Here is a 14262-nt window from a genome sequence, read left to right on the forward strand (position 1 = left end):
CGGTCAGGAGTCGAGTCCGACGACGCGCAGCGGGCGTTCTCCGCGAAGTCGGTCGCGGACCTCGCGGGCGCGTGCGGGGGCGATGGAGAGGGCCTTGCGGATCGACTCCGCCGACGGTTGCCGATCGAGGTCGCCCCGATCGATCGCGGCGTGCGCCTCGATCACCAGGTCGTCGATCGATCGGGTGGCGGGTCGATCGGGTCGGGTCGATCGGGTGGTCGGATCGGGCCGGCCGGTTGGATCGGATCGGGGGGTCGATCCGGTTGCGACAGGGTCGGGATCGGGGGTCGATCGGCCGGGTCGATCGGGTCCGATCGGGTCCGATTCCTGCTGGTCGTCGCCACGATCGGGGGTCGATCGGGGCAGCTCGACCGAGGACAGTACAGGGGTGGGATCGGGGGTCGATCGGATCGACTTCAGCGCGTCGGCCGGGGGTCGATCCGTCGCCACGATCGGGGGCCTGATCGGGTCCGCGGCGGACGGGCCGATCGGGGCGAGCCCGACGTCGGCGGACTCGATCGGGGTCGACCCGATCCGACCCGATCGTCCGGCGAGGTAGGCCATCAGCACGTGTCCGAACGCGTGCACGAGCACGGCGATGAACAGCGGGGTGGCGATGCTCATGAGGATCACCACCCACTGCCATCCCCCACCGAGCCTCATCCCCGCGTACTCGGCCGGCAGGGCGTGACCGCCGCGCTCGATCGAGTGCCCGGCCAGGTTCATGAAGATCGACAGCAGCGTGCTGAAGCCCAGCACGCCGGTTCCCCAGCGGCGGATGCCGGGATCCTTGCTGACCATCTGCATCAGCGCGCCGGACGCGGCGGCGAGGTCGACCAGCACAGGCCCGCCCCAGGCGATGGCCACCGACCAGCCGGCGATGACCATCACGGGCAGCATCATCTGGAACGACAGGGCGAACCCCAGGCCGGCCAGCGGCAGGAGCAGCACGCCGAGCACGGCGACCGCCCAGCCGGGGGTGTGGGCGGGGTTGGCGGTGGTCACGACGGGTCCTTCCGTGGCGGTCTTCCGGTCTCCTGCGGGGGTGAGCAGGGGTGAATCACCCCGGCTGTCACCCCTTCTCACCTGGGGTTTCACCCCCGTCTCACCCTTTGTCACCCCGGTCTCACCCCCGCTGTCACCGGGGTGATTCACCCCGGTGTCACCCCCTCCGACCGGGGACTCGCGGTCTGTCGGCGGGGGTGACGGGTCTGCGGGTGGGCGGCGGTCGTCCCGCACCGGGCTGTTGATCATGCGCTGGTGAGGGTCCGCGCGAACCGGAACCCCGAGTCGGTGCGCACCAGGTGGCCCGAGTCCACGCGGGCGTGCAGCTGCTTGTAGACCCACGCCGGCGACCGCCCGGCCGCCCGCGCGACCTCGACCAGGTCCGGCGCGCGCACCTCGGTCGCGCCTCCGGTCTGGAGTGCGACCAGGCGGGCGGTCATCATCGCCGCCGCCTCCTCCGGCGTCGGCTTGGGCTCCGGGCGGTCCTGGCCGAACCGGAACGACGCGCCCGGCCGCTCCAGCGGCTCGTCGATGTCGGGCTGCAGGCCGGGCTCGGGGTCGTCGGCGGCCGGCTTCCACGCCGGAGGCGGGGACGGCTCGTCCTCGTCGACCATCTCGTCCTCCTCGTCCTCGTCGGGGGCGGTCGCCACGGTGCCCTCCGCGAGCAGCTGCTCGACCGGCACGCGCGAGGCGTACAGCTCGCCGAACGCCTCGATGTCGATCTGGTGCAGGTCGGCGCCGTGGATCCGGGCGTACTCGGCCAGCAGCTCCAGTTGCTCGTCGGCCATGCGCAGCGCCCGCAGCGGGACGGTGTGCTCGCGCTCGTCGACCACCGGGTCCACCAGGTAGGAGCAGCCCGGCCGCTTGTTCTGCCACTTCGCCGGGTTCGCGCCGGCGTCGAGCACCGACTCGGGCATCGCGAACGCCGCGTCGTCGTCGTCGGAGACCCCGAAACACCACACCCCGGAGAACTGCGACCGCGCGGCGACGTCGATGCTGGTGTAGGAGAACCGCTGCGCCGAGAGCCTGATCTGGATGCCGACCGAGCGTGCCCGCTCCATCACCCGCATGAAGTCCTTGGACCCGAGGAACAGGCCCGCGCCCTCCTCGACGTGCACGACGATCCGGGGGATGCCGCAGTCGGGCTCCCACGCCTTGAGCCGCTGCCGGCCGAGGAAGTTCGCGCGGGCCGGGACGAGCCGGTCCTTGATCGCCCTCATCAGGGCCAAGGCCTCGGCCTCGGTGGAGATCACCCACTTCAGGCCGGCGGCGATCGGCCCGAGGCTCTGCGCACCCTTGACCGTGTCGACGTAGATCTCGTACTGGTCGACGCGGGTGAAGTCCTCGCCGAACAGGGTGTAGGCACCGTAGGTCTTCCCCGCTCCGGTCATCCCCATGATGATCAGGTGCACCTCGCCCCAGCCGGGCCGGTGCTGGTGCAGCCACGCCTCGCCGCCGTGCTCGTAGACCCCGACCCGGGCCGGCAACGCCGAGGTCGACCCGACCGCGGAGGGCTCCGCGTAGTCCACGTCGGCGCGCAGCATGTCCCGCCGGACCAGGGTCAGCTCGCCCTGGGAGGCGTCGTCGGGGTCGGGGGTCAGCCGGGCCGCGCCGGGCGGCAGGCCGAGCACCGACGCCAGCCGGGGCAATGTCGCCTGCGCGTCGGCCACGGTCTCGCCCGCCTCCAGCGCCAGCGGACCGGCCAGCCGGTCACCGCTGGCCTCCTTCACCCGGAACGACGAGCCCTCCAGCGCGCCGCCGACCCGGCCGGCGGCCTGGTCCCACAGCGACACCCGCTGCTTCCCCTCGTCCACCGTGCTGTTGCCGCGGGCGATCCACAGCCGCACGATCCACGCCGCCGCCGCGGTACCGGCCAGCCATCCCCACACGCCGACCAGCGGCGAGCTGAACGGCCCGGCGATGCTGGCGGCGACCAGGTGCACGCCGGTCAGCACGGTGGTGCCGACCGACAGCACCCGGCCCACCACGCTGCGGTCCCGGCCGACCTGCCACACCAGCGCCGCCAGGCCCGCGTCGGACAGCGCCAGCGCGGCGGTCATCCACGGCAGCGACTCCGGCGAGGCCGCGGCGTGCAGCGCCACCGACAACCCCAGCTCGCCGGACAGCGCCGCGACCGGACCGAGCGCCACCCCGGCGCGGCTGGCCGTGTGCTTGACCACGCGCTCGGTCGTCGCCTTGACCACCGCGTTGCTCTTGGACACCACGGACTCCCCGTTCGGATCGGGCGGGCGGGATCAGGCGGGCAGCTTGAAACGCGGCTGCGCCGGCTTCGCGTCCCGGACCAGGTAGTAGCGCTTGAACAGGCTGTAGCACTTCACCGACAGCCGGCCGGCGTGCATCACCGCGTCGGCCGACTGCCGCAGGCACCAGGAGACCGCCTTCGCGCGGCGGCGCGCGGCCTTGCGGGCCGCCATCGACTCCGGTTCCATGCCCGGCGGCGCGACCGTCGACAGGTCGCCCTCCAACAGTTCGGCCTGGAACTGCAACGCCCACGACAAGCCCTTGCAGGCGTCCCGGACGGTGTCGCAGAACGCGTAGAGCGCCTCGGGGTCGCGGAGTTCCATCTCCGCAAGCTCTTCGAACGGGTGGCGGGTCACGAGAAGTCCTTCGGGGAGAGGATGAGTCGGATGAGGCGGCGGTAGCGCTCCGGGCTCGGCCGCGTGGTCTCGGTGAAGTCGTGGGCGTCGAGCGTGTCCGCGACGACCAGGCCGTGGGCGGCGACCGCGGTGTGGGCGCGGTGGGCGAGCAGGGCGGCGGCCACCGCGAGGTAGCGGAGCGCGGCCAGCACACCGAGCACGGCGAGATAGCCGCGGTAGGCCAGCCACCACCCGGCCGCACGCAGACGGATCGTCAGCCCGGTCACAGCGCGCTCCCCGGCAGCCACAGGTTGCGGACGAGGCGGGCCGCGAGCGGGCCGAACCGGTGCCACCGGCGGCCCACCACCCGCCCGGCCGCCCGGCGGGCGTCGCGTTCGGACAGCGAGCAGCGCCGGCGAGCGCCCCGCCACGCCTCCAGGTCCCCGGCCGCCGCCTGCTCGATCCGGCGCGCCGCGCCCCGGTCCAGGCACCCGACCTGCTCGGCATGCAGGGTCTGCGCGGCGATCCCGGCGAACAGGAACACCGCGAACCCGTCCCACACCTCGACCGGATCGGCCGGGTCGGGCACGTCGATCTCGGTGACCCCGACCGCGGCCACCCCGTCGGACGCGCGCGCCAACCGGCAGCCGACCAGGCGCAGCCCGCCGGCCACCGCGGCGAAGGCGTGCCCGATCTCGTGGTACGCGGCGTTCAACTCGACCAGCCGGTCGAGTTTCGTGCCGGCGCGGCTCACGACCGGCCCCCGTCGAGGATCCGGTCGATCTCGTCGCCGCCGGCCACACCCCGCGAAGCCAGCACCGCCGCGACCTCCGCCACCTCGACCCGGTAGCGGTCCAGCAGCAGCACCGCGTCACCGTGGGCGTCGGCCAGCAGCCCGTAGTCGCCGGCCGGGGCCCACGCCGCCGCCACCTCGGCGTGCCCGGCCAGGACGTCCACCCGGCCCGGCGCGCCCGTGCGGTGGCGGGTCAGCGCCTCCAGCCCGGCCAGCGTCGCGACCAGGCGGGCGTCGACACCCGACACCACCAGCGGGTCGCCGGCGTCGACACCGCCGACGATCCGCCGTCGGAACCAGGACCGGTCGACGCCGATCCACGCCTCGACGACCGGCAGGCCGAGCAGCACACCGGTCACCGCGTGCGCCGACCAACGCGCCGCCGCGGCCGCCAACCGGTCCTCCAGCCGCGCGGTCACCGGGCACCACCGGGCCGGTCGGACTGGGGCAGCAGATCCCGGGCGATGTGCAGGAGCCGCACCTCGTGGCCGGAGTGGGCGGCGACCAGCTCGGCCACCGCCGGCGCCCGGTGCCGGCCGCCGCCGCAGCCGACCAGGATCGTCCGGCCGGGATGGCTGCGGGCGACGGTGATGATGCTGTTGGCCAGTCCGGGTGCGCCCGGGGTGGTCCACACGACCCGCTGCACGCCGGGGCACAACCCGGTCATGGCGCGCAGGTCGTCGGACATGCGGCCCGGGTCGCGCAGCTCGTCGCGCAGATCGAAGGTCACGAGGGCGCGGGGCAGGTCGTCGTGGTGGCCGAAACCGAAACTGACGATCATCGGGATGTCCTCCGGATCTGGGCGGGGTCGGCGTAGCGGGCGGTGCACGGGACGCTGACGGCCACGGCTCAGCCGCCCTGTCCGACCGGGCACGCGGCGAGCGCATCCCGCATGTAGGCGCGGCGGCTGTCGATCAGACCGTCGACGGCGTCGCGCACCCGCCACACCGTCGAGCCGTCGCGCCGCAGGTAGTGCTCCACGTCGGCCGCGAGGAGGTAGCGCGTGCCCTCCGGAGTGGTGGTCACGAGCGCGCCGAGGTCACCGGCCCGCTCCCGCAGGCCGACCTCGAACCCGGGCTGCCGATCGGCGCGGGCGGCATCCGCCAGCACCCGCCGGACGACGGCGGCGGCGGACCGCAGGACGACGTGCTGGTCGGCCAGGCGCATCGCGGTCTGCGGCCACGGCCGGAACGGGTCACGCAGCCCCGCCCACGTCGTCTCCAGGTCGGCCAGCACGGTGCGGCAGTACAGGTAGGCGTCGGCGATCCCGATCGCGGCCTCGTAGCCGGGGCCGGTCGGGGCTGGGGCGGTCATCGCGGTGTCCTCCAGGTCAGGTGGGGTGTCCGGTAGATCAGTGGGGCCGTGTCGCGCCCAGGGTCGGGGTCACCGGACGCGACACGGGTCAAGGGGTGGCGGCGGGTCGCCTCCACTGGCTCTTGAACTCGGCGCACGCCGCCGGGTGGATCTCGATCGAGCCCCGGCCGACGCCGGTGCGGTCGGCGGGGAGCGCCCCGGACCAGACCGCGCGGTAGATCGTCGAGCGGGACACGCCGAGCTCCCGCGCCAGTGCCGCGACGGTGACCCGCGGCTGTTCGCCAGGGCTGCTCATGCGAGCCTCGCTATCAGCTATGTGGGTAGGTCTATGCACATAGCACTGTAGCAGGAGTTTCAGGAGTCGCATGAGCTACCTAGGGAGATCACCCTTACGCTCTACGTGTGGGAGCAGACACCAGCGGAAACGCCAAGGCAGCCAAGCCCAACGCGCGCCAAATCGCCGCCGACCTGCGCGCCCAGATCGCGCGCGGCGACTACCGCCCGGGCCAGCAGCTCCCCAGCACCGCTGCCCTACAAAAGACGCACGGAGTGTCGAACCAGACGGTGCAGAACGCCTTCAACCTCCTTCACCAGGAGGGCATCACCGAGGGTCGGGCCGGGGCAGGCGTGTTCGTGCGCGAGCGGCCGACCGTCCAGCGGCGCGGCCTGGAGCGGCTCCGACGGGCGAACCGAGAAGCCGGCGAGGGCGCGTTCATCGGCGACGCCCGCTACAGCGGGTTCACCGCCACCAGCGAGACCGAGGTGACGTTCGAACCGGCCGACGAACGGATCGCCGCAGCGCTGGGCATCCCGGCTGGACAGGAGGTGGTGGTCCGATCACGGGTGATGAGCGCGGACGGCGTGCCCGTTCAGCTCGCCACCTCACGCCTTCCGCGCAGCATCACCGCAGGATCTCGGATCGAAGAGGTCGACACCGGCCGGAGCGGCTCCTACGGGGTGCTCGACGAGCTCGGCCATCGGCTCCAGCACGGCGTCGAGTACGTCTCCGCCCGTCCGGCCACGGCCGACGAGGCGGCGCTGCTCCGTGTCCAGCCGGGCGCGCCAGTGTTCGAGGTGACCCGGATCGCCTACACGACGGACGGCGACCCAGTCGAGATCAACGACATGGTCATGAACGGCGAGCGCTACCAGCTCGTCTACGAGGTCCCCCTCGACTAACCCTCGCCCGCCTCTTTGCGAAGGCGTGCGATGTACTCACGCGTCCAGTCGACGGACCGCGCGATGCGCGCGTTGGTCTCGTTGGCGAGGTACTTCTCGATCCCCTGCATGAGGGCTTCGCGCGCCCGGTCGTACTCGTCCCGCAGTGCCCGAAGTTCGGGGATCTCGTCTCGCGCCACGCCGGGCATCATGTCACGACCTTTGCTTGCGAACCGAGTTGCGAACATAGTTGACAGTCTCACCCAGGCAGGCTTACCGTCAACCATGTCCGGAACTGAGTTGACAAAATAGGCCGGACACCAAACGGCCCCCGGCAGTGCTGACACACCAACCGAGGGCCTTGATCCACAACCTGCGGACACAGGAGCGGACCCGTGACGAACCCTATCTCCATACCTGCTGCCCTGCGCCGGTGCATCACCGGTTGCGACGGCCGGCACCTCGGCGTCGACGACGCGGTCGCCGAGTGCTCGGCGTTCACCGAGATCGGCACCGCCGCGCAGATGAACCTCGGCGCGCACAGCACGGCCGTCCAGGCCGGCCGCCACGCCCACCCGACGGAAGGCGTCTACGGCTACGTGAACGTCGCGTTCACCGACAGCGAGGGTTGGGGCGACCTGTCGTTCGAGCCGGACCAGGCCCGCCGGCTGCGGGACCTGCTCACCACCGCGCTCGACCACCTCGACCAGCACGCCGCCACCGACCGCGTCGTGCTCGCGTCCTGGGCACGCGCGTGACCACCTCCATCACCCGCGACCTCGTGTGCGACACCTGCACCGTCCAGCCGCCGGTCGAACTGTTCGAGACCCACGCCTTCATCCGGGTCATCGTCGGCACCGACGCCCTCGTCCGCTACCACGACGCCTGGGCACTGTGCCCCGTGTGCGCCGACCTCGTCCGCGCCCGCTCTTGGCACGCCCTCGTCCACCGCGTGGCCAACCACACCCGCGACACCCTCCACGTCCCCGACCACGCCATCCGCGCCGAGCTCACCGACCTGTTCACCCACCTCGACCGCCACCTCACCGGCCGCACCACCCCCATCCCGAGCGCCGGGTGAACGTTCCCGCTCCACAGCACGCAGAAGGAGGGCGAGGCAGCGTGACCGACGACGCCAACGCCGACGAAATCCACCGGGGACAACTGCGGTTCGCCGTCCGGTTCACCCGCGCCTACGGCGGCAAACTGCTGCACGCGCACGGCATCGGCTGGCACGAATACGACGGCACCCGCTGGGCCGTGTGCCTCGACGGAGCCGAGACACGCGCCGTCGTCACCCTCGTCGAAGACGCCGTGCACGAACTCGCCCGGCTCTACGGCGACACCCGCACCGCACTGTTCAAGGACATCGGACGCGTAGACTCCGCGTCCGGCAAGAACGGCGTGCTCGACCTCGCCCAGAGCCTCCACCCCTGCACCATCGCCGCCGTCGGCCTCGACGCCGACCCCGAAGTACTCAACACCCCCGCCGGCACCGTCCGCCTGCACACCGCCGACGTATCCCCGCACCGCCCCGACGACCACCTGTCGAAGGTCACCCACGCACGGTTCGACCCCGACGCCCGGTCCGAGGTGTTCGAGCACTTCCTCGAACAGGTCCAGCCCGACCCGGACATGCGCGGCTTCCTGGCCCGCAGCCTCGGCTCCGCGCTGCTCGGCCGGGTCCGGGACCACGTGCTGCTCATCTGGCACGGCACCGGCGCGAACGGCAAGGGCACCCTCCGCGACGCCGTCCGGTACGCGCTCGGCGACTACGCCATCGAGGTCCCGGCCGAGATCCTGCTGCAGTCCAAGTACGGGCAGCAGGGCCTCGCGCCGGAGCGGATGCGGCTCAAGGGCGCGCGGATGGCGTTCTGCTCTGAGATCGCCAATGGTGCCCGGCTCGACGAGGCCACGATGAAGAAGCTCACCGGCGGCGACCCGGTCAACGCCAAGCTGCTGTACCGCAACCCGGTCGAGTTCGACCCGTCGCACACCCTGTTCATGCTCACCAACCACCTGCCCCAGGTGCGCGGCGACGACCCTGCGACGTGGCGGCGCATCCTCGCCGTGCCATTCGACATCGTCGTCCCGCCCCAGCATCGGGACGGGGACCTGCCGGAGAAGCTGAGGGCCGACGCGGACGCGGTCCTGGCGTGGGTGTGGCGTGGGTGGCTGGAATACCAGCGACAGGGCCTCAACCCGCCGCAGGCCGTGCTGGACGCGACCGAGCGGTACCGGTTGGACTCCGATGTCGTCGCGCGGTTCCTGGCCGACGAGGCCGTCGTGGTACAGGGGCACGGCTCGGCTGGCTCGGCGGCGCTGTACAAAGCGTTCAAGGATTGGCAGCGCGCACAGGGCGAAGAGGCGGACATGACCCAGAAGGCGTTCAGCGCCTCGATGGAGGTTCGCGGCTATCGCAAAAGGCACACCCGTACGGGGTGGCTTTGGCAGAGCATCAGCTTGCGTCCGCATGGCATTGACGACGCTGACGAGGCTGCCTGAGGGGCGGGGCGTGACGGGTGTGACGGCATTTCCAGGAGTGCATAGGGCGCACGGATGGGAAAGCCTGGAAAACCCTCCACAACCCGTCACCCACCCCACCTGACCAGCACCAGCCGTTCACCGCCCGTGCACCTGCACGCGGTTTTCCCCGCGAACGCGACTACCTCCGGTCTCGATCCCGCCAACCCACCCGGACGCGTCACACCACCCGCCACCATCCGGCCTACCCTGCGGCCACCAGCCACCCCCAGACTCCGCCGCAGGGAGGCACCGGTGACCGCCGACAGCGCACCCTCCGAAACCCTCATCGCCGCCATCACCACCGTCGTCGACGACCACGTCGACCAGATCCGCGCCAAGGCGCGCGACGACATCGCCGACGAACTCGACACCGTCGGCTACTCCGAGGCCGCCCAGCACCTCCGAGCCTTCCGGTAGGTGGGTGGTGGACATCATCGCCGCCATCGACCACGCCACCGGCTGCCACACCTGCGGCCAGCCCCTCGACCAGGACAGCGTCAGCGACCTGTTCTGCTCCGACCCCTGCCAAACCCGATGGCACGCCGCCCGCACCGACCCGCTCCTGGACTACCAGGAGCCCTACGACCTGCCCCAGCACATCAGCAACCAGGTCGAGTTCCACCACGCCGACCTCGTCCCCGCGAGGCCCGCCGACCCGGACGGCCACGTGCGCGACGCCAGCATCTACAGCCTCTTCGCGCACTTCCGCCGCCGCATCCTCCAGACCCAGCACGACCAGAGCGGCCTGGCCCGGTTCTTCGAGACCGGCTGGCAGGACATCGGCGTGCTGTCCGGCGACGGCCTGCGCACCGCACCGGGACCGGACGACCAGCCCGGTGACCGGTGGATCGCCGGGTTCGACGGCACACCAGGCACTCCGCCCGTGTTCCAGCGGCGCATCGACGGTGTCGTGTACGCCGTCCCCCGCCCGGAACTCCCGATCGTCACCGTGCACACCGAGTGGGAAGCCGAACTCCTCCACTCGGCCTGGGATGCGACAGCCAGGGCGATGATCGCGGCCTGGCAGGAAGCCGCCCTGTCGATCGAGCAGGCGACGGAAGCGCTCGGACTCCCAGCCCCGTCGCCCACCGACCCGCGCGAGCGCGCCCTGTGGCTACGCCGCAACCGCAACACCGGCCCAGCCCGCCAAGCCCGCCCGCCGCGCGCCATCAACCCTCGGAGAGCACGGTGAACCGCCGCCCGCTCCACCCCGCTGGCGCGGCCGGGCTCGTCCTGCTCGCCGTCGGCTGCACCGCCTGGGCCTGGACCGGCACCTGGCAGTGGGCCGTCACCGGCCTCGCCACGCTCATCGCCCTCGCCGCCATCGGCGCGCTGCTCGACGCCCGGAGGAAGCCGTGACGGCCGAGCGACCACTCTGCACCTGCCCGTTCTGGACGGGTCGAACCGGGCACCTGCACTACCGGCGCGACGGCTGCATCCCGCACCCGCCGCGCCGGCCGCCCAACGACGTGGAGAAGGCCATCGGCCAGGCCATGCAGAACACCGTGACCGCGCTCCAGCCTGCCGTCGAAGTACTCGCTCAAACCATCCAGCGTCTCGGTGAGGCGTGGGCAGCGGTAGAGCACGAGCGGAGGACCCCATGACCGCCACCGTCGAGGCCACACTGCTGTGCCGGCGCGGCCCCCGCTGCGCCAACCACACCACCCACCCGCACACCAACCCCAACGGCACCACCACCAAGATCCGCATCCCCGACCGCGCCACCACCACCGGCGGCCTCTGCCGAACCGACACCCACCGAGTCCGCGCCGCCGTGGAGCAGATCCCCCGCGACTACGCCGAACTCGGCGACCTCCTCGGCAAAACCGGCGGGGCCACCGACGCCCCCACCTCCGGCACCCGCGACCTGCCCGTCCCCCTCCGGCTCGGCATCCTCACCCTCCAAGAGGAAATCGCCGAGGAGATCGACCTGTGGGCCGAAGCCGTCGCCGAGCGTGTCCACGTGCCCTGGCACGCCCAGAACGAGCGCACCGCCCGCGCCGTCCACGCCGGCCGCGCCGTCAACCGCGGCAGCGCCCTCCTCACCGACCACCTCGACACGCTCCTGGCGCTTCCCCAGGTCGTCCACCTCGTGTGGGTGCCGGGAGAGGCACACGTCCAACTCGCCAAGTGCACCGGCGGCCACTGGCACGCCGAAGGCGGCCGGTGCACCGACCTGCATCTGCGGGAGGTGTGGCGCGACGACAACCGCGAATGGGCCTCCTGCGACGGAGTCGACGGGGCCCTGCGGCTGCTCGACCTCCACGAACGCGTCGCCCTCGTGGAAGGCCGCACCCACCGCACACACCAACTCTGGTCGCCCTGCCCCCGCTGCCAGACCCTCGCACTCCGGCGCGAGGAAGGCTCACCGCACGTGATCTGCGCCCTCTGCGGACACCTCATGAACATGGACCAGTACGACGCGCTCGCCAACGTCCTCGCCCGCGCCTACGGCGCAACAGCCGCATGATCAAGCCCCGCAAGGGCACGTGGCCCGACCCCGCCGACACCCCGCTCGACCGGGCCCGCGCCATCGCCCGCGAACTCCACAAGGCCCTCACCCGCTACAACCCCCAGCACGCGGCCCACCTCGCCCGCCGCGTAGCCGAACTCGGCGAACCATGGCTGACCCCCCTGCCCGCCACCTACGAACTCGACACCCCGTACAGCCCCAAGAACCTCTCCGAACACCTCGGCGGCGTCCCCACCGAAGGCACCATCCGCCAATGGCGCACCAGAGGGTGGATCCCCGACCGCCGCGACGACCGAGGCCACCCCGTCAACACCCCCCGCGACGTCCTCGTACGCCAGGCGGAACTCCGCCAAGCGCGCGCCGACCGCGCCCGGAAACGCCGCCCTGCTTGACACGTCAACTTGTGACGGTTCATGATTCGACCCACCAGAAGTCTGCCCAAGCCCCGCCCGCACCCCTCGCAGGCGGGGCTTTCGCACACCCGAGGGGCGTGGCGCAGGTGGTAGCGGGCCGGGCTCATAACCCGGATGTCGCCGGTTCGACTCCGGCCGCCCCCCACCACACCAGACCCCCGACGCGGCATCGCGCACAACCCGCGTCGGGGCCCCAACCACCATCGGGCGGAGATGGGGAAACGCCGTGGCCCCGGTTTGCGGAGGCCGGGGCCACGGCACACCACCCGGGGAGGCAGCCGGTGACCGACCACACCCTCTTCGGCACCACCCCCGGACCCACCACCGGAGCCAGCGACGGCCAACCCATCAACCTCGCCCACCAGATCGGCCTCACCGGCACCCCGCGCTGGGCACTGGGCATCCGCTTCTACCGCGGCACCACCGCCATCACCGGCACCATCACCGGCCGGCTCTGGGCCATGACCGGCCCCGGCACCGGAACCCCCGTCGCGGGCAGCGACGTCACCTTCACCCTCGACGGCACCGGCTGGCACACCGCACTGTTCCCCGCGCCCATCCCGCTCGACCCCGGCAACTACAAGCCGACCGTGCACTTCCCGGACCAGTTCCCCATCACCGCAGGGTTCTGGCAGCCCGGCGGCGCGGGCGCGGACGGCCTCACCGGCGGCCCCCTCACCGCCCCCAACCACGCCACCGCCATCGACGGCCAAGGCAGCTTCAGCAGCGGCGCGATCACCACCTACCCCGCCAACAGCGGCAACGGCGGCGGCTACTGGGTCGACCTGCTCGTCACCGACACCGACCCCACAGGAGGCGGCGTGGCCGACCACACCATCGCGGCCGACGAACAAGGCGTCCACGCCGTCCAACTCACCGCCGCGACCGTCACGTCCTTCGAGTTCGCCGACGACGTGCCCGAGGTCGAAATCGTCAACATGACCGGCACCGCGCCGATCTACTTCACCACCGACGGCACCACGCCCACCGTCGCGGGCAAGAACACCCGGCTCATCCCCGCGGCCATCACCAGCGTGGAGATCGAGCCCCCCACCGCCGGACCCACCACCATCAAGATGATCTCTGCAGGGACACCGACCGTCAGCGTCGCCCGCAGCGCCTGACAAGGGGGACCGATGCGCCGCACCTTCCTCGCGCAACGCCAACCCGACCCCGCCACCGAAGCCGCCCTCACCACCCTCGCCGCCGTCGACACCCAGATCATCAAACTCCAGGGCATCGCCGGCGGGCTCGACGAAGTCCACGCCGCCGCAGACGCCGGACACCAACGCCTCCAAGACCAACTGGACGAGCTGCGCCGCCTGGTCGCGGAGCACGGCGACACCCTCGACGAAGCCCGCCGCGACCTCGCCGACCTCGACACCCTCACCCGCGCCACCGCGCGGAGCGCCGCCGACGCCACCACCGCAGCCGACGTCGCCACCCGCCAGGCCGCCGCGGCGCGCACCGCAGCCGACCACGCCACCACCTCGGCAACGCAGGCCGCAGCCAAAGCCGACACCGCCGCAGCCACCGCAAGCGAAGCCGCCACCAAAGCCACCGCGGCCGACAACCGCAGCGCCGCCAACGCGACCGCGATCACCGCGCTCCAACAACGCGCCGTCCACCAACGCCTCGGACTCCTCGACGTCCCCCTGCTCGCCCTCGGCGCGACCGTCGATCGCACCATCACCTGGACCAGCCCGATGCCGACCGCCACCTACGGCCTCGACATCACCCCCGTCTCCAGCGTCCTGCTCGGCAAGATCACCGCCACCGTCAAGGCCCAGACCACCACCGGCGTCACCATCACCCTGCGTGCCACTGCGGCCGTCACCGTCGTCGGGACCGTGCTCGTCGCCGCCACGACCCTCGGTTGACGGAGGTGGACGGTGGACCACGCACCCAAGGACGTCACCGCTACCCAGTCCCACCAGGTGTGACTCATGCCCGGTGGCTGGGCAGGCAGCAACCGCCGCGCCG

22 protein-coding genes and 1 tRNA gene are annotated in these 14262 nt (G+C 72.1%); 13 read left to right on the forward strand and 10 right to left on the reverse strand.

Annotated features, from left to right (window positions below; translation table 11 throughout):
* Nucleotides 1–3: 3 nt before the first annotated feature.
* The 9 genes from AC0HI0_RS25095 to AC0HI0_RS25135 form a co-directional block, all read right to left on the reverse strand.
* Nucleotides 4–1005, reverse strand: coding sequence for a hypothetical protein (locus AC0HI0_RS25095; protein ID WP_480925955.1), 1002 nt, complete (start codon nucleotides 1003–1005; stop codon nucleotides 4–6).
* 245 nt (nucleotides 1006–1250) lie between these two features.
* Nucleotides 1251–3227 carry a hypothetical protein gene (locus AC0HI0_RS25100; protein WP_480925956.1) on the reverse strand — a complete coding sequence of 659 codons (1977 nt, stop codon included), beginning with the start codon at nucleotides 3225–3227 and terminating at the stop codon, nucleotides 1251–1253.
* Nucleotides 3228–3260: 33 nt separating this feature from the next.
* Nucleotides 3261–3623, reverse strand: coding sequence for a hypothetical protein (locus tag AC0HI0_RS25105; RefSeq protein ID WP_480925957.1), 363 nt, complete (start codon nucleotides 3621–3623; stop codon nucleotides 3261–3263).
* On the reverse strand, nucleotides 3620–3889 hold the full coding sequence (locus tag AC0HI0_RS25110; protein WP_480925958.1) for a hypothetical protein: 270 nt from the start codon (nucleotides 3887–3889) through the stop codon (nucleotides 3620–3622). The genes AC0HI0_RS25105 and AC0HI0_RS25110 overlap by 4 nt, the downstream gene beginning before the upstream one ends.
* Nucleotides 3886–4356 (reverse strand): hypothetical protein, encoded by a 471-nt coding sequence (locus tag AC0HI0_RS25115; RefSeq protein ID WP_480925959.1) that lies wholly within the window; start codon nucleotides 4354–4356, stop codon nucleotides 3886–3888. The genes AC0HI0_RS25110 and AC0HI0_RS25115 overlap by 4 nt, the downstream gene beginning before the upstream one ends.
* On the reverse strand, nucleotides 4353–4814 hold the full coding sequence (locus AC0HI0_RS25120) for a hypothetical protein (RefSeq protein WP_480925960.1): 462 nt from the start codon (nucleotides 4812–4814) through the stop codon (nucleotides 4353–4355). Before AC0HI0_RS25120 ends, AC0HI0_RS25115 begins: the two co-directional genes overlap by 4 nt.
* Nucleotides 4811–5176: a RapZ C-terminal domain-containing protein gene (locus tag AC0HI0_RS25125; protein WP_480925961.1), complete on the reverse strand. Its 366-nt coding sequence runs from the start codon at nucleotides 5174–5176 to the stop codon at nucleotides 4811–4813. Before AC0HI0_RS25125 ends, AC0HI0_RS25120 begins: the two co-directional genes overlap by 4 nt.
* A gap of 68 nt (nucleotides 5177–5244) precedes the next feature.
* Complete coding sequence (locus tag AC0HI0_RS25130) at nucleotides 5245–5709, reverse strand: hypothetical protein (protein WP_480925962.1); 465 nt, start codon at nucleotides 5707–5709, stop codon at nucleotides 5245–5247.
* An 88-nt stretch (nucleotides 5710–5797) separates the two neighbouring features.
* Nucleotides 5798–6004 (reverse strand): helix-turn-helix domain-containing protein, encoded by a 207-nt coding sequence (locus AC0HI0_RS25135; protein ID WP_480925963.1) that lies wholly within the window; start codon nucleotides 6002–6004, stop codon nucleotides 5798–5800.
* Nucleotides 6005–6111: 107 nt separating this feature from the next.
* Between AC0HI0_RS25135 and AC0HI0_RS25140 the strand changes: the two genes are divergently transcribed.
* Nucleotides 6112–6888, forward strand: coding sequence for a GntR family transcriptional regulator (locus AC0HI0_RS25140; RefSeq protein ID WP_480925964.1), 777 nt, complete (start codon nucleotides 6112–6114; stop codon nucleotides 6886–6888).
* Here the strand turns inward: AC0HI0_RS25140 and AC0HI0_RS25145 are convergent.
* On the reverse strand, nucleotides 6885–7067 hold the full coding sequence (locus AC0HI0_RS25145) for a hypothetical protein (protein ID WP_480925965.1): 183 nt from the start codon (nucleotides 7065–7067) through the stop codon (nucleotides 6885–6887). The two genes, AC0HI0_RS25140 and AC0HI0_RS25145, sit on opposite strands and share 4 nt — an antisense overlap.
* 195 nt (nucleotides 7068–7262) lie before the next feature.
* Between AC0HI0_RS25145 and AC0HI0_RS25150 the strand changes: the two genes are divergently transcribed.
* The 12 genes from AC0HI0_RS25150 to AC0HI0_RS25205 all read left to right on the forward strand — a co-directional run bounded on the left by AC0HI0_RS25150 (nucleotide 7263) and on the right by AC0HI0_RS25205 (nucleotide 14159).
* Nucleotides 7263–7625 carry a hypothetical protein gene (locus tag AC0HI0_RS25150; RefSeq protein ID WP_480925966.1) on the forward strand — a complete coding sequence of 121 codons (363 nt, stop codon included), beginning with the start codon at nucleotides 7263–7265 and terminating at the stop codon, nucleotides 7623–7625.
* Entirely contained in the window at nucleotides 7622–7948 is a 327-nt protein-coding gene (locus AC0HI0_RS25155; protein WP_480925967.1) for a hypothetical protein, read from the forward strand. The genes AC0HI0_RS25150 and AC0HI0_RS25155 overlap by 4 nt, the downstream gene beginning before the upstream one ends.
* A 41-nt stretch (nucleotides 7949–7989) precedes the next feature.
* Nucleotides 7990–9372 carry a DNA primase family protein gene (locus AC0HI0_RS25160; RefSeq protein ID WP_480925968.1) on the forward strand — a complete coding sequence of 461 codons (1383 nt, stop codon included), beginning with the start codon at nucleotides 7990–7992 and terminating at the stop codon, nucleotides 9370–9372.
* A gap of 273 nt (nucleotides 9373–9645) precedes the next feature.
* Entirely contained in the window at nucleotides 9646–9810 is a 165-nt protein-coding gene (locus AC0HI0_RS25165; RefSeq protein ID WP_480925969.1) for a hypothetical protein, read from the forward strand.
* Between the two features lie 7 nt (nucleotides 9811–9817).
* Nucleotides 9818–10585, forward strand: coding sequence for a hypothetical protein (locus tag AC0HI0_RS25170; protein WP_480925970.1), 768 nt, complete (start codon nucleotides 9818–9820; stop codon nucleotides 10583–10585).
* A complete protein-coding gene (locus AC0HI0_RS25175; RefSeq protein WP_480925971.1) occupies nucleotides 10582–10752 on the forward strand; it encodes a hypothetical protein in 171 nt (56 codons plus the stop codon). The genes AC0HI0_RS25170 and AC0HI0_RS25175 overlap by 4 nt, the downstream gene beginning before the upstream one ends.
* Complete coding sequence (locus AC0HI0_RS25180; protein WP_480925972.1) at nucleotides 10749–10997, forward strand: hypothetical protein; 249 nt, start codon at nucleotides 10749–10751, stop codon at nucleotides 10995–10997. Before AC0HI0_RS25175 ends, AC0HI0_RS25180 begins: the two co-directional genes overlap by 4 nt.
* Entirely contained in the window at nucleotides 10994–11863 is an 870-nt protein-coding gene (locus tag AC0HI0_RS25185) for a hypothetical protein (protein ID WP_480925973.1), read from the forward strand. The genes AC0HI0_RS25180 and AC0HI0_RS25185 overlap by 4 nt, the downstream gene beginning before the upstream one ends.
* Nucleotides 11860–12258, forward strand: coding sequence for a hypothetical protein (locus AC0HI0_RS25190; protein ID WP_480925974.1), 399 nt, complete (start codon nucleotides 11860–11862; stop codon nucleotides 12256–12258). The genes AC0HI0_RS25185 and AC0HI0_RS25190 overlap by 4 nt, the downstream gene beginning before the upstream one ends.
* Nucleotides 12259–12349: 91 nt before the next feature.
* Nucleotides 12350–12423, forward strand: a tRNA-Ile gene (locus tag AC0HI0_RS25195).
* Between the two features lie 137 nt (nucleotides 12424–12560).
* Nucleotides 12561–13403, forward strand: coding sequence for a DUF4082 domain-containing protein (locus tag AC0HI0_RS25200; RefSeq protein WP_480925975.1), 843 nt, complete (start codon nucleotides 12561–12563; stop codon nucleotides 13401–13403).
* 12 nt (nucleotides 13404–13415) lie between these two features.
* On the forward strand, nucleotides 13416–14159 hold the full coding sequence (locus AC0HI0_RS25205) for a hypothetical protein (RefSeq protein ID WP_480925976.1): 744 nt from the start codon (nucleotides 13416–13418) through the stop codon (nucleotides 14157–14159).
* Nucleotides 14160–14262: the final 103 nt, after the last annotated feature.

The sequence above is a fragment of the Saccharothrix sp. NBAS 001 genome (assembly GCF_056640475.1).

What these genes read in the sequence shown, in the direction of transcription:
- AC0HI0_RS25185 (WP_480925973.1), top strand. Translation starts at nt 10,994, where the DNA reads ATGACCGCCACCGTCGAGGCCACACTGCTGTGCCGGCGCGGCCCCCGC.
- AC0HI0_RS25125 (WP_480925961.1), bottom strand. Translation starts at nt 5,176, where the DNA reads ATGATCGTCAGTTTCGGTTTCGGCCACCACGACGACCTGCCCCGCGCC.
- AC0HI0_RS25130 (WP_480925962.1), bottom strand. Translation starts at nt 5,709, where the DNA reads ATGACCGCCCCAGCCCCGACCGGCCCCGGCTACGAGGCCGCGATCGGG.
- AC0HI0_RS25205 (WP_480925976.1), top strand. Translation starts at nt 13,416, where the DNA reads ATGCGCCGCACCTTCCTCGCGCAACGCCAACCCGACCCCGCCACCGAA.
- AC0HI0_RS25135 (WP_480925963.1), bottom strand. Translation starts at nt 6,004, where the DNA reads ATGAGCAGCCCTGGCGAACAGCCGCGGGTCACCGTCGCGGCACTGGCG.
- AC0HI0_RS25190 (WP_480925974.1), top strand. Translation starts at nt 11,860, where the DNA reads ATGATCAAGCCCCGCAAGGGCACGTGGCCCGACCCCGCCGACACCCCG.